The 13,260-nt window shown below is 62.7% G+C and carries 10 protein-coding genes and 1 pseudogene; 4 read left to right on the top strand and 7 right to left on the bottom strand.

Annotated features, from left to right (window positions below; genetic code table 11):
* Positions 1 to 151 precede the first annotated feature (151 nt).
* The 3 genes from JSS27_05140 (at position 152) to JSS27_05150 (ending at position 4,693) form a co-directional block, all read left to right on the top strand.
* Positions 152 to 1,453, top strand: coding sequence for a homoserine dehydrogenase (locus JSS27_05140; GenBank protein MBS0208321.1), 1,302 nt, complete (start codon positions 152 to 154; stop codon positions 1,451 to 1,453).
* Positions 1,454 to 1,507: 54 nt separating this feature from the next.
* On the top strand, positions 1,508 to 2,719 hold the full coding sequence (locus JSS27_05145) for a cofactor-independent phosphoglycerate mutase (protein ID MBS0208322.1): 1,212 nt from the start codon (positions 1,508 to 1,510) through the stop codon (positions 2,717 to 2,719).
* Positions 2,720 to 2,911: 192 nt separating this feature from the next.
* On the top strand, positions 2,912 to 4,693 hold the full coding sequence (locus tag JSS27_05150) for an aspartate kinase (protein MBS0208323.1): 1,782 nt from the start codon (positions 2,912 to 2,914) through the stop codon (positions 4,691 to 4,693).
* A 23-nt stretch (positions 4,694 to 4,716) separates the two neighbouring features.
* Here JSS27_05150 and JSS27_05155 read toward each other — a convergent pair whose 3' ends face one another.
* The 7 genes and pseudogenes from JSS27_05155 to JSS27_05185 form a co-directional block, all read right to left on the bottom strand.
* Complete coding sequence (locus tag JSS27_05155) at positions 4,717 to 5,124, bottom strand: bifunctional nuclease family protein (protein MBS0208324.1); 408 nt, start codon at positions 5,122 to 5,124, stop codon at positions 4,717 to 4,719.
* A gap of 259 nt (positions 5,125 to 5,383) precedes the next feature.
* Positions 5,384 to 6,967, bottom strand: coding sequence for a class I tRNA ligase family protein (locus JSS27_05160; GenBank protein ID MBS0208325.1), 1,584 nt, complete (start codon positions 6,965 to 6,967; stop codon positions 5,384 to 5,386).
* Positions 6,959 to 8,746, bottom strand: a pseudogene (locus JSS27_05165) (class I tRNA ligase family protein). The gene JSS27_05160 and the pseudogene JSS27_05165 overlap by 9 nt, the downstream one beginning before the upstream one ends.
* Before the next feature lie 47 nt (positions 8,747 to 8,793).
* On the bottom strand, positions 8,794 to 9,165 hold the full coding sequence (locus tag JSS27_05170; protein MBS0208326.1) for a four helix bundle protein: 372 nt from the start codon (positions 9,163 to 9,165) through the stop codon (positions 8,794 to 8,796).
* 27 nt (positions 9,166 to 9,192) lie between these two features.
* The gene (locus JSS27_05175; protein ID MBS0208327.1) at positions 9,193 to 10,785 is read right to left on the bottom strand and encodes a citramalate synthase; all 1,593 of its coding nucleotides are present in this window, start codon (positions 10,783 to 10,785) and stop codon (positions 9,193 to 9,195) included.
* A 399-nt stretch (positions 10,786 to 11,184) separates the two neighbouring features.
* The gene (locus JSS27_05180; protein MBS0208328.1) at positions 11,185 to 11,466 is read right to left on the bottom strand and encodes a twin-arginine translocase TatA/TatE family subunit; all 282 of its coding nucleotides are present in this window, start codon (positions 11,464 to 11,466) and stop codon (positions 11,185 to 11,187) included.
* A gap of 59 nt (positions 11,467 to 11,525) precedes the next feature.
* A complete protein-coding gene (locus tag JSS27_05185) occupies positions 11,526 to 11,717 on the bottom strand; it encodes a twin-arginine translocase TatA/TatE family subunit (GenBank protein ID MBS0208329.1) in 192 nt (63 codons plus the stop codon).
* Between the two features lie 515 nt (positions 11,718 to 12,232).
* Between JSS27_05185 and JSS27_05190 the strand changes: the two genes are divergently transcribed.
* Complete coding sequence (locus JSS27_05190) at positions 12,233 to 13,240, top strand: ThuA domain-containing protein (protein MBS0208330.1); 1,008 nt, start codon at positions 12,233 to 12,235, stop codon at positions 13,238 to 13,240.
* Positions 13,241 to 13,260: the final 20 nt, after the last annotated feature.

Below are 13,260 nucleotides of genomic sequence, written 5' to 3' on the forward strand. Positions count from 1 at the left end.
CCCGGCAATGCCGACTAGGCTGCATGGTTTATCGCGACCGGCCACGCTAACCCATTGGCGCAGATAGCCTTTAAGCCCTCGTCAGTGAGCCCCGGTCGGCACTCGTCGTCCCTGAAAAACATCCCGGAACCCTTGGCCCGCGCAACCTGACATGGAAAAAGTCAAAGTCGCCATCGTTGGCATGGGAACCGTGGGGACCGGCGTGGCCCGGCTGCTGTTGGATCACGGCGACCGGACGGCCCGGCATGCCGGCCGCATTCTCTGGCTCGAGGAAGTGGTCGTCGCCGATCTGAAGAAGGCCCGGCAGATCGATCTGCCCAAGGGCCTCCTGTCGGACGACTTGTCGCGCATTTGCCGCAATCCCGAGATCAAGGCCGTCGCCCATCTGGTCGGTGGTCTGGAGCCGGCCCGCACGATCATGCTCAGGCTGCTGGAAAGTGGCAAGGACGTCATCACCGCCAATAAAGCCCTGCTGGCCGAGCACGGCCCCGAGCTATTCGATCGCGCCCGCGAGTTGGGCCGCTCGATCGCTTTCGAGGCCAGCGTGGCGGGCGGCATTCCCATTGTCGCCAACGTCAGCCAGTGTCTGACGGCCAACCAGTTGCAGTCGCTGACCGCCATTCTGAACGGCACCAGCAACTACATCCTGACCCAGATGGAAGAGCAGGAGATGAGCTACGCCGAGGCGCTGGCCGAGGCCCAGCGACTGGGCTACGCCGAAGCCGACCCAACGATGGATGTCGACGGGTCCGACACGGCGCAAAAGTTGGCCATCCTGGCTCACCTGGCCTTTGGCTCGCGGACGCCGTGGCGCGAAATCTCGAAGCGCGGCATCGACACGCTCGACGTCGCCGACCTGCGCTATGCCCGCGAGCTGGGCTACCGGATCAAGCTGCTGGCCGTCGCCCAGTTGACGGGCGATGATCTGGAGCTGCACGTTTCGCCGACGCTGGTCAAGGTCGGCACGCCGTTGGCCGAGGTGCGTGGGGCGTTCAACGCGATTCAACTCGTGGGCGACGCGGTCGGTCCGCTGTTCTATCACGGCCTTGGCGCCGGCCAGATGCCCACCGCATCGGCCGTGGTGGCTGACCTGATCGATAGCGTCGTCGGCCGCACGGCGATCACGTTCAAGCTGTTGAAGCTTTGGTCGGCCGATGCGGTACACGGCGTTGCCGCCCGCGATCACGCCAAGGTCCGCTCGCGGTATTACCTACGATTCTCGGTCGACGATCGCCCAGGCGTGTTGTCGGAGATTACCGGCGTGTTGGGGAACCACGGCATCTCGATCGCCTCGGTCATCCAGCACGAGCCCAGCCCCAGCGACGCCGCGGTGGTACCGCTAGTCATCATCACGCACACCACGACCGAAGGGGCCACGCAGCAAGCCCTGGCCGAGATCGACCGGCTGAATTGCGTCCGCTCGAGCAGCGTGCGGATGGGCATTCGCCAGTAACAACGCGATCCGGCGCAACCGCCGTCGCCGATCAAACAAGTAAAAGCCACGATCATGAAATACGCCATCATCATTCCCGACGGTTGCGCCGACGAGCCGCAAGAATCGCTCGGCGGCAAGACACCGCTCGAGGCCGCCAAGACCCCCCATATGGACACCATTGCCGCGTCGGGCGTGGTGGGCCGCGCGAACCATGTGCCCCCGTCGCTACCGGCGGGATCGGATGTTGCGAATCTGAGTCTGCTGGGCTATGACCCGATGGCTCACTTCACGGGGCGCGCGCCGCTCGAAGCAGCCGCCCAGGGGATCAAGCTCGGTCCTGAAGATTGGGCCATTCGCTGCAATCTGGTCACCGTCGAAGATCAGAAGATGTGCAGTTTCACGGCCGATCATGTGACGACCGAAGAGGCTACGAAGCTGCTCGCCGCGGCGCAGGAGAAATTGGGCAGCGACCGCTTGCAGTTCATGCCCGGCGTCAGTTACCGCAACCTGCTGATCTATCGCGGCGCCGGCGTGCAGTGCCCGTTCTCGACCGACACTCGGGCCACGCCGCCGCACGATCTGACCGATAAGTCGGTGCTCGACGATTTTCCCCGCGGCCCCGGGAGCGACCTGCTGCACCAGTTGATGGACGCCAGCGTCGAACTGTTTGCCGAGCACCCGGTCAACAAAGCGCGGATCAAGGCGGGCAAATTGCCGGCCACGAACGTCTGGCTGTGGGGGCTGGGGCGCACGCCCAAGCTCGAACCGTTTCAACAGCGTTACGGCCGCCGTGGCACGATGATTACCGAAGTCGACCTGTTGCGCGGGCTGGCCGCGCTGATCGGCTGGAATCGGATCGAGGTGCCCGGCGCGACGGGCTATTACGACACTGATTACGCTGCGATGGGGCGGTATGCCATCGACGCCCTGCCCACGACCGATGTGATTTGCGTTCACGTCGAGGCGACCGACGAAGCCTCGCACGAAGGGAACGCCGTCGCGAAGATGAAGGCCCTGGAAGACATCGATCAGCACATTGTCGGGCCGCTGCACGAGGCGCTGCGCCGCTCGGGCGAGGACTACCGCATTCTCGTCACCCCGGACCATCCGACCCCACTAAGAACGAAGACCCACAGTCACGGGCTGGTGCCGTGGGCGATGAGCGGCGCCGGCGTGACGGCCGACAAGGCCCGGACCTATGACGAACCCACTGCGGCGACCGCGCCGTTGAACTTCATGGAAGGCTGGAAGCTGATGCGGTACTTCATTGATTTGAAGCAATGAGACAAAGGCACACGCCGCGAGGCGTCAACGATAAACACCCCTCCCTTACAGGGAGGGGCTGGGGGAGGGTAAGAACGTCGCGCTAGATTGAAGCGGGCCCCTCATCCGGCGGCTATCGCCGCCACCTTCTCCCGGAGGGAGAAGGGTAACGCCAGGACCACAAGATGATTCTCAGAAGCTGAAGACAAATCCATGCCCCTCATCGTGCAAAAGTTCGGCGGCACTAGCGTCGCCAACAGCGAAAAGATCCTGGCGGCCGCGCGCAAGGCGATCCGCGCTCACCAGAACGGCAACCAGGTCGTGATGGTTGTTAGCGCCATGGGGCACAGCACCGACGTGCTGGTCGATCTGGCCAACGCGATCAACGACAACCCGCCGGCGCGGGAGATGGACATGCTGCTGTCGACCGGCGAGCAGGTGAGCGTGGCATTGATGGCCATGGCCATTCACTCGCTCGGCTACCAGGCTGTCAGCATGACCGGCGCGCAAATCGGCATCGAAACCGACAGCACTCACACCAAGGCCCGCATTCGCAAGATTTCGACCGATCGGATGCGCGCGGCCCTGAACGACGGCAAGATCGTCATCGCCGCCGGCTTCCAAGGGATCGACGAGAACTACAACATCACCACGCTGGGCCGCGGCGGCAGCGACACCACGGCCGTGGCGCTGGCCGCGGTGCTGGGGGCCGACGCCTGTGAAATCTACACCGACGTCGATGGCGTCTACACCACCGATCCGCGTGTGCTGCCCGAGGCGCGAATGACGCCTCAAGTGAGCTACGACGAGATGCTCGAACTGGCCAGTCTGGGGGCCGGCGTCATGCACAGTCGGTCGATCGAGTTCGGCAAGAAGTTCAACGTGCCGATCCACGTTCGTAATAGCGCCGCCGACATTCCCGGCTCGATGATCGTGGCCGAGCCCGAGTCGCCAGATCAGCCGGTGTGCGGTTGCACGCTGGTCAAGCAAGAAGCGCGGATCACGCTGCTGGGCGTGCCCGACCGGCCGGGGACGAGTCTGACGTTGTTCTCGAAGATCGCCGCCCGCAACATCTCGGTCGACATGATCGTGCAGAACGTCGGCGCCGACTCGAAGGCGGACATTTCGTTCACCGTGTTGCACGACGACCTGAAGCCCACGCTCAAGGCGGTCGAGGAAGCGGCCAAGGAATTGGGCGCCGAGGGATTCACCTACGACGAGAACGTATCGAAGGTCTCGGTTGTGGGCCTGGGCATGGCCACTCAGACCGGCGTGGCCGAAACCATGTTCCGCGCACTGGCCGACGCCGGTATCAACATTCTGATGATCACGACCAGCGAGATCAAAATCTCGGTGCTGGTCGCCAAGGACGCCGGCTTGCAAGCCCTGCGAACGGTGCATCGCGTGTTTTCGCTCGACAAGGCCCCGCCGCAACGGACGCCCCTGGCGGCGCCGGCCAAGCACGCCGACGGCGACGCGGCCGCGGTCGTGGCCCGGCTGCAACGCCTACACGCGATGGAAGACCTGACGATCGACGACGTCGACCTGGACGAATCGCAAGCCCGAGTCACCGTGAACGACATTCCCGACACGCCCGGCCTGGCCGCGGCGGTGTTCGAAGGAGTGGCCAGCGAGCGGATCTTCGTCGATATGATCGTCCAAAGTTTCAGCGTCGAAGGCCGCGCCACGCTCAGCTTTACCGTGCCGCGCAGCGAGCTGAAGCGGGCCGTCGAAGTGGCGGGCAGGTTGTCCGCCAACTTGAAATGCGGCGCGGTCACCTCGGCCCCCAAGGTCGCCAAACTGTCGGTCTCGGGCATTGGCATGCGCAGCCACACCGGCGTGGCGATTCGGATGTTCAAGTCGCTGGCCGAGGCGGGGATCAACGTCGAGATGATCAACACCAGCGAAGTCCGCGTGAACGTCGTCGTCGATGGCGACCGGGGACAAGCGGGGCTCAAGGCGCTGCAAACAGCGTTCTCAAGCGCGGCGCGATGATTGCATTCTGATCGCTCCGCGAGCTACTCGCCGCCGAGGACGTCGTTGAGCACTTCTTCCGAGACGTAGATCGGCAGGGGCGGATCGCACGTCACGGCGACCGCAATCGCGTCGCTGGGTCGGCTGTCGATCTCGATCGTCTCACCCTCGTGCTTCACGACCAGCTTGGCGTAGTAGGTGTGATCCTTGAGTTCCGAGATGACCACGCTCTGAAACTGCGCTCCCAGATTGTCGGCCAGGCTTACCAGCAGATCGTGCGTCAGCGGGCGCTGCGAGGCGAACCCCTTCACGCGGCGGTCGATGATCGTGGCTTCAAAGATGCCGATCAAGATCGGGAACGAGCGTGTGCCGTCGACCTCTTTCAGGTAGATCACCTGCTGGTCGTTGATCTCGCTGATGATGATCCGCGACAACTCCATCTGCACCGGCATGATTCACCTTCCGAACTGACCGGCGCAAACAGCGATCGAGGCTATCGAACCTGGGTGCGCGCGAGACTGGCTACCGTTTCTGGCACGCGCCGGCGACCGGTCGTCGCTCGAGGGGCGTGCTGCGGAACCCGGACGCCATTCCCTGCCGCCGGAACCTTGGACCGCAGAGATTGATTATAGGCACTCCGCGCGGCACGCTGCCAGTGGTGGGAGATTTCGCGGAAAAAGCTCGGAGAATGGCATACTGCGCTGGCAGCAGTTACTTCTTCGCCGCGCGAAGCTTGGTCAGCGCCTCGTTCACGGCCGCGAGTTTGCGGCGCAGCTCTTCCAGGCTGGCCCGTTCGCCTTCGACCACGACCGCCGGAGCCCGCTCCACAAAGCTGGCGTTCGACAGCTTTCCTTCCTTGCCGGCGATCTGCTTGGTCAAGTTGTCCCGCTCCTTTTCCTGGCGGGCGAGTTCGGCCGCCACGTCGATCAGCCCTTCCAGGTCGACGTACACGTCGGCTTCGCCGAGCGTCACGTGGGCGCTCTGGGCCGGCGGCGTCACCTGGGGCCCCCAAGCGGTGGGCTCGGCATTGGCCAGCGACTGAAAGTAGACGCCCATCGGCTCCAGCAGTCGGGCCAGCTCGGGCGTCGAGCGGACCGAGAACTTGACCGGCGTGCGGGGGGCGATGTTCTGCCGCGCGCGGATGTCGCGCAGCGTCTTGAGCAAATCCTGGAACCGGGCAAAGCGAGTTTCGATCTCTCCGTCCTGGCGGCGCGCGTCGGCCGTCGGCCACGCGGCGATCATGATGCTCTTGTCCCCCTCGGTAGGACTGTCAATGCCGCGTTCGGGGGCGGCTTCGTTCAGCAGTTGCCAAATCTCTTCGGTCACGAACGGCACCACCGGATGCAACAACCGGAGCAGCGCGTCGAACACGTGGGCCAAGACTCGCTGGGCCACTGGCCGCGTGGCCGGGTCTTGCAGCCGGTTCTTCACCATCTCGAGATAAAAACTGCAGAACTCGTCCCAGGCGAACTCATAGAGCGCCCGGCAGCCGTCGGCAAAGCGATACTCGTCCCAGGCCGCCGTCGAAGCGGCGGCCGTCGTACTCAACCGGCTGAGAATCCAACGATCCTCGACGGCCAAGTCGGCGTCGGCCACCGGCGCGGCCGTGTACCCCTCCAGATTGCCCAGCGCGAACCGCGCGGCGTTCCAGAGCTTGTTACAGAAGTTGCGGGCCAGCTCGAACCGTTCGCTGATCACCGGCCCGCGAGGCAAGGCCTTGTCCTCGGGCTTTTCGGCCCATTGGGTGCTGAACTCCTTGCCACACTGCTTGCATGGCACGCGCGGCAGGACGCGGTTCTTGCGCGTCTGCTCGACCATCGCCTGGCAATGGGGGCACTCGAAATCGACCGGCATCCGCACGTCCTGCGTCTCGGTCGTCAGGTAGGCGAGCCCGAACCGCAACGAATCGGCGCCGAACTTATCGATCACGTCCAGCGGATCGACGCCGTTCCCTTTGCTCTTCGACATCGTGTCGCCGAAGGCATCGAGAATCTTGGGGTGGATGTAGACCTCGCGGAACGGCACGACCCCTTGCTTGTATTCGTCTTGCTTCCATTCGTCATCATCAGGCAGCGAGTCAGGCAACTTGCGAGCGGCGCGCTTCGACCCTTCTCCCCCCGGGAGAAGGTGGCCGAAGGCCGGATGAGGGTCCAGCCTGCCACCTGAATCGCGCAAGCCTGAGGCGGGACCCTCACCCGGTTCGCTGCGCTCACCACCCTCTCCCGGAGGGAGAGGGGTTTCATTTCCGGCGTCGAGATCGCGCTGCTTCACGTTAAACAAACTGGTCAGCACCATCCGCGCCACCCAAAGGGTGATGATGTCGCGGCTCGTCACCAGCGTGCTGGTCGGATAGTAGTATTTCAGCTCCGGCGTCTGCTCGGGCCAGCCCAGCGTGCTGTGCGGCCAAAGCGCCGAGCTGAACCAAGTGTCGAGAACGTCGGGGTCTTGGACGAAGCCGTCATTTACGAGTCGCTTTTCGTATTCATCTCCATGAGTACCAACGCACACTCTGACTGTTTTGCCATCAACTGAAGCAACAACATTTTCCGGTAATCGTGGCAAGGCATCGGGCTTTTCAAGCGACGGACTTAGCGGATCAACGCCCTCGCTGACAGCTAGATGCCAAATAGAATCGGCGGCAATTGATTTCGTCCATACCGGAATCCGGTGGCCCCACCAGAGTTGCCGGCTCACGGGCCAGTCGCGTTTTTCGCCCAGCCAATCCAAATAGCCGCGGGCGTAGCGAGCCGGCACGATCTTCACGCGGCCGTCGCTCACGGCGTCCATTGCCGATTGGGCCAGGCCCGGCTTGCCGTCGGCGGCGTCCCCCATCTTCACGAACCATTGATCGGCCAGATAAGGTTCGATGGGCGTCTTCGAGCGATCAGAAAACGGCAGCTCGATCTCCCGATCTTCCACCTTGTCGAGCAAGCCGGCCGCGTCGAGGTCGGCCACCACGCGTTCGCGGGCCTTGGCCATTGTCAAACCGGCGTATTGCTTGCCGACGGCGTTCACCGTGCCGTCGGGGTTCATCATGTTCAGCTTTTCGAGCCCTTGCCGCTCGCCCACCAGATAGTCGTTCGGGTCGTGCGCTGGCGTAATCTTCACCGCGCCAGTTCCCAACTCGGGCTTGGCCCATTCATCGGCCACCAGCGGAATCGGCCGATCGACCAGCGGCAGCATCACCTGACGACCGGCGCGGGCCATTTCGCGCAGCTTGAGCAATAGCGGCAACATCGTGCGACGCCGCTCGGCCAGCTCGTCGATCTGCTGCCCGACTTCGGCCTTTTGCTTCTCGGGCGCTTCGGCCAACTTCTTTTTCAGTTCGGCTTCGGCCACATCGAGCGCGCGGGCCGGGTCCGGATGGACCGCCACGGCCGTATCGCCCAGCATCGTTTCGGGACGCGTGGTGGCGATCGACACATGGGTCGGCTCGCCCGGCTGGGGATCGATCACCGGATAGCGGAGATGCCAGAAGTTCCCCTTGACCGTTTCCTGAATCACCTCGTCATCGCTGACGGCGGTTTGCAGGTACGTGTCCCAGTTGACCAGCCGCTTGCCGCGGAAGATCAGCCCGGCTTTGAACAGACTGAAAAACGTCTGTCGCACGGCCCGGGCGCATTGCTCGTCGAGCGTAAAGCGAGTCCGCTGCCAATCGCAGCTCGCGCCGATGCGCTGCAACTGGCCCAGGATGCGCTGCTCGTATTGCTGCTTCCAGTCCCAGATGCGGGCCACCAGCTTTTCGCGGCCCAAGTCGTGGCGGCTGAGCTTTTCTTCTTGCAGAATGCGGCGCTCGACGACGGCCTGGGTGGCAATGCCCGCGTGGTCGGTGCCCGGCATCCACAGGGCGTTGAAACCCTGCATGCGCTTGCTACGGATCAGAATGTCCTGCAGCGTGTTGTTCAGTGCATGCCCAAGGTGAAGCGCGCCCGTCACGTTCGGTGGCGGAATGACAATCGTGTAGGGCTTCTTCGTGGCATCTGGTGTGCTATGGAAGAATCCTTCTTTTTTCCAATAGGCATATAGGCGAGCCTCGGGCTCGGCGTGGGAATATTGTTTCGGCAATTCGTGCATGGGCGTAAGGGGCTAGAGACTAGGGACTAGAGGCTAGCAGAAACGGATCAGGACTTCGTATCGCGTCGCGTGTTCATTGACTTCTGAAGACCACGGACGACCCGCCCAAATTCGTCGAGCCGCTTCAACATGGATTGAACGCCTTCTGCAGAAACATACCCTAATCGCTCCGCGATCAGTAGATGTGTTTCAAGCTCGGCAGCCGAACCGATCGCGTAAGAAAGGTGGTGCAAGAACTCTGCTGTTGAGTCGCGCGCATGTCCTTCGGCGATATTGGCTGGGATCGAGACGGCAGCTCGACGCGTCTGGCTCGTTAGCCCATAAAGTTCATGGGACGGAAACTGTTGAACGATACGATAGACTTCGACAACTAGGTCCATACCAAGTTGCCAGGCGATCAGCTCTCGATAACTCTTCACACCAGCCCCCGTTTCTCCGGCTAGCCCCTAGCCTCTCGCCCCTAGCCTCTCTTCTTTCAGCAGTTTGTATTCAATGCTGTCAACAAGCGCCAGCCAGCTGGCTTCAATGATGTTCTCGCTGACGCCGATGGTGCCCCAGACTTCGTGCTCGTCGCGGCTTTCGATCACCACTCGTACACCGGCGGCCGTGGCGGCCTCGCTATTGATGACGCGGACCTTGTAGTCGACCAGGTGCATCTCGTCCAAGCTGGGGAAAGCCGTCCGCAGGGCCTTGCGCAAGGCCGCGTCGAGCGCGTTGACTGGGCCGTCCCCTTCGGCCACTTCGTGGCGCACCGCGTCGCCGACGCGCAGCTTGACGGTGGCCTCGGTCGTGGTGACCGGGCCGGCGCTGCTGGTTTCGGCCCCCGCCTCGACCGAGACATGAAAGTTCAAGCGCTCGAAGTGGGGCTGGAACGTGCCGGCGCACTTGCGCACCAGCAAGTCGAACGACGCTTCGGCCGACTCGAACTGGTAGCCGTCGTTTTCCAACTGCACCACGCGGGCCAAAATCTTGTCCAACAGGGCCCGATCGGTTTGCAGGTTGTGCTTGGCCGTCAGGGCTTCGATGTTCGAGCGCCCCGACAGCTCGCTGACCAACACGCGGCGTTCGTTGCCGACCAGATCGGGGCGAATGTGCTCGTAGCTTTCTGCCGCGCGGTTGACCGCGTGGACGTGCATGCCCCCTTTGTGGGCAAAGGCGCTTTGGCCGACGAAGGCCTGGTTGTTGCGATGGTTCAGATTGGCCAGTTCGTAGACATAGCGCGACAGATCGGTCAGCCGCGACAGGCTGTCCGCCGCCAGCACCTCGTACGATTTCTTCTTCAGCGCCAGGTTGGCGATCACCGAGATCAGATCGGCATTGCCGCAGCGCTCGCCCAGGCCGTTGATTGTCCCCTGCACTTGCACCGCGCCAGCGTCGATGGCGGCCAGACTGTTCGCCACGGCCAAATCGCAATCGTTGTGGCAGTGAATACCCACCGGCACCAGCAACGAATCGGCCGCCCAGCGCGTCAGTTCGGCGATCTCCTCGGGCATGCTGCCGCCGTTGGTGTCGCACAGCACAACCAGCATGGCGCCGGCCGCGGCGGCGGCGCGAATGGTCTGCTGAGCGTAATCGCGGTTGGCTTTCGTGCCGTCGAAGAAGTGCTCGGCGTCGTAGATCACTTGCCGCCCCTGGCTGCGCAGGTAGCGGATCGTTTCGTCGATCATCGCCAGGTTTTCATCGAGCGACACACGCAGCACCTCGGTCACGTGAAAGTCCGAGGTTTTGCCGACAATGGTCATCACCGGGGCGCGCGATGCGACCAGGGCCTTCATGCCAGGATCGTCCGCGGCCGCGATCCCTTTGCGGCGCGTCATGCCAAAAGCACACAGCTTCGTCGACTTGAGCGGCGCGGCGGCCAGGCGTTGAAAGAACGCGGCGTCCTTGTCGTTCGACAAGGGATAGCCCCCTTCGACGAAATCGAAGCCCAGGCTGTCGAGCCGCTGGGCCACCAACAATTTGTCCTGGAGCGAGAAGCTGACGCCTTCGCCTTGGCTGCCATCGCGAAGCGTGGTGTCGTAGATTTGAATGCGGCGCATGGGGAGAGAAGTTGCTAGAGGCTAGTTGCTGGTTGCTAGTTAAGGCAGGAACGACGTTGCTCGCTGTCCGATCTAATCGCTAGTTGCTAATGGCTAATCGCTACCAAACAAAAACACCCTGGGTGGCCTGCTTGGGCCACCAGGGCGTTGGGTGTGAATCGAATTGCCGGCGTCGAGTGCCCTGATTGTCGAATAGCCGCCGGGGCTACTCGATAATAATTCGATCTTCCTGCGCGACGCGCACCAGCCCAGTCGGTCGGACGACGACAGTTCGGTTGCTGGCCACGGGACGGTTCATCGGCAAACTCGACACGCTTGTTATATTCATTAGCCCCCGGTCAATGACCGGGGGCCTTGTGCATTGCTTCTTCAAGAAGCCTTACGCTTTGAAGGACCGCCTTAGCCCGGCGAAGGTTCGCTGGTCGGCGGCTCGAACTTCGGCGCGGTCGCTTCCTCGCGGTCGTCCAGTTCGCGTGGCCGACGGGCCACGGCCTTGGTCGACGACTGATTCTCGCTCATGGCGCTGTGGAACTCGTCCTGCAGGCCCGACATTCCCTTCTTGAACTCGGTCAAACTCTTGCCGAGCGAACGAGCGACGCTGGGCAACTTGTTGCCGAACAGCAACACGGCCAGCACGCCGATCACCAGCATTTCCATGAATCCGATTGGTCCGAATCCCATGACTCCGCTCCTCGCATCTGATGCGCCCCACAAGCATACGCTTTCGGTGCCCTGACGGTTCAAGCTTGCTTTTTCGTGTTATCGCCGTCGTCTTCGATCTCGCCCGGGTCGTTGACACCCTTCTTGAACTCGGTGACGCTGCGGCCGAGCGAACGCATCAACAGCGGCAATCGATTGCCGAACAACAACAGGATCACCGCCAGGATGACGATCAGCCCCAAGGCGTTGGTTGGCAAGGCAAACAGCGGCATGCTACTCACTCTCTTTGGATACCGGCTCTGTATGAAAACCGTCGGTTGCCCAAGTGGCGCGTCGGGGTTCGTCGCCCATCAACAGCGCGTATGTCAGATCAGGTCAATCGCGATAGGTTCATCGCAACCCGAACTGGCCGTGCCAGGGGGGCCCGTCACGCGACGGGAGCACGACCCTGCCGCGCGACCCTAACGAAACGAACCGGCTGGTCGACGGCCACAAGCTAGTTTCATTCTTACCGGGCAGGTCGGGGGTGTCAAACGAAAAGCCCGCCGGTTGGGGCCGAGGATTCGCCGTTTTTGCCGCGATTTGCGGCACTTGGCCAGCTATGCCGATTGGCGCACCTTTGCTGCCCCAGCCTACCCAGTTATGCTGACGGGCGTTGCTGAATCTCGCACCTCGGTCGTTGTCATTCAAACCCCTCGCGGCTCGCTCTCGAACGCCCCCGGTCATTGACCGAGGGCTAAAGGTCGACGCGCCGCATCCTCAATACTCGCACGTCAAGGATATCTCCATGCGTCGTTACGCCGTGATCGTTTCGTCGATACTGTTGATTGCAATCGCCGCCGTGGCCCAGGCCGCCGATCCCTGGCTGGTTTTCCCAGGGGGCGAAGGCCCCGGTGCGGGCAAGCACGTGGTGCTGATCAGCGGCGACGAAGAATATCGCTCCGAAGAGGCGCTGCCCCAGTTGGCGCGCATTCTCGCCAAGCATCACGGCTTTAAGTGTACGGTGCTGTTCGCCATTGATCCCAAGAGCGGCTACGTCGCCCCGAACATCAGCGACAACATCCCCGGACTGGCCGCGCTGGACAAAGCCGACCTGATGATCATCGCCACGCGGTTCCGCAACCTGACCGACAACCAGATGGAACATATCGTCAAGTACGTCGAGTCGGGACGGCCGATCATCGGCATGCGAACCGCGACCCACGCCTTCAAGCTGACGAGCCCGACCTATGACCAGTACGGTTACAACAGCGAGGAATGGGACGGCGGCTTCGGCCGGCAGGTGCTGGGCGAAACTTGGGTCAGCCACCACGGCAAGCATGGCACGCAAAGCACGCGCGGGCTGGTGGTGCCCGGGATGGCCAGCCACCCGATCCTGCGCGGGCTCAAGGACGGCGACATTTGGGGCCCGACCGATGTCTATGGCGTGCGCTTGCCGCTACCCGGCGACAGCCAACCGCTGGTTCTCGGTCAAATCCTGACTGGGATGAAGCCGACCGATCCGGCGCTCGATGGGGAAAAGAACAGCCCGATGATGCCGGTGGCGTGGATCAAGTCGTTTCAGGGTGCGTCGGGCGAGAAGTCGCGAGTGTTCACGACCACGATGGGCTCGTCGACCGATCTGGTGAGCGAAGGGGTGCGGCGACTGCTGGTCAATGCGTGCTACTGGGGAGTGGGCTTGGAAGAAAAGATTCCGCCCCACAGCAAGGTCGATATCGTCGGCGTTTATGAGCCGCACCCATTCAAGTTCAACGGCGCGGTGAAGAATCAGTTGCCGGAATATTTTGCTCGCTAGCGCGAGCGTCAGTTGTCAGT

The organism is Planctomycetota bacterium (genome assembly GCA_018242585.1).
GTDB lineage: Bacteria > Planctomycetota > Planctomycetia > Pirellulales > PNKZ01 > JAFEBQ01.

What these genes read in the sequence shown, in the direction of transcription:
- JSS27_05155 (MBS0208324.1), bottom strand. Translation starts at nt 5,124, where the DNA reads ATGCCGGTGCAGATGGAGTTGTCGCGGATCATCATCAGCGAGATCAAC.
- JSS27_05160 (MBS0208325.1), bottom strand. Translation starts at nt 6,967, where the DNA reads ATGGTGCTGACCAGTTTGTTTAACGTGAAGCAGCGCGATCTCGACGCC.
- JSS27_05175 (MBS0208327.1), bottom strand. Translation starts at nt 10,785, where the DNA reads ATGCGCCGCATTCAAATCTACGACACCACGCTTCGCGATGGCAGCCAA.
- JSS27_05145 (MBS0208322.1), top strand. Translation starts at nt 1,508, where the DNA reads ATGAAATACGCCATCATCATTCCCGACGGTTGCGCCGACGAGCCGCAA.
- JSS27_05150 (MBS0208323.1), top strand. Translation starts at nt 2,912, where the DNA reads ATGCCCCTCATCGTGCAAAAGTTCGGCGGCACTAGCGTCGCCAACAGC.
- JSS27_05140 (MBS0208321.1), top strand. Translation starts at nt 152, where the DNA reads ATGGAAAAAGTCAAAGTCGCCATCGTTGGCATGGGAACCGTGGGGACC.
- JSS27_05185 (MBS0208329.1), bottom strand. Translation starts at nt 11,717, where the DNA reads ATGCCGCTGTTTGCCTTGCCAACCAACGCCTTGGGGCTGATCGTCATC.
- JSS27_05190 (MBS0208330.1), top strand. Translation starts at nt 12,233, where the DNA reads ATGCGTCGTTACGCCGTGATCGTTTCGTCGATACTGTTGATTGCAATC.
- JSS27_05180 (MBS0208328.1), bottom strand. Translation starts at nt 11,466, where the DNA reads ATGGGATTCGGACCAATCGGATTCATGGAAATGCTGGTGATCGGCGTG.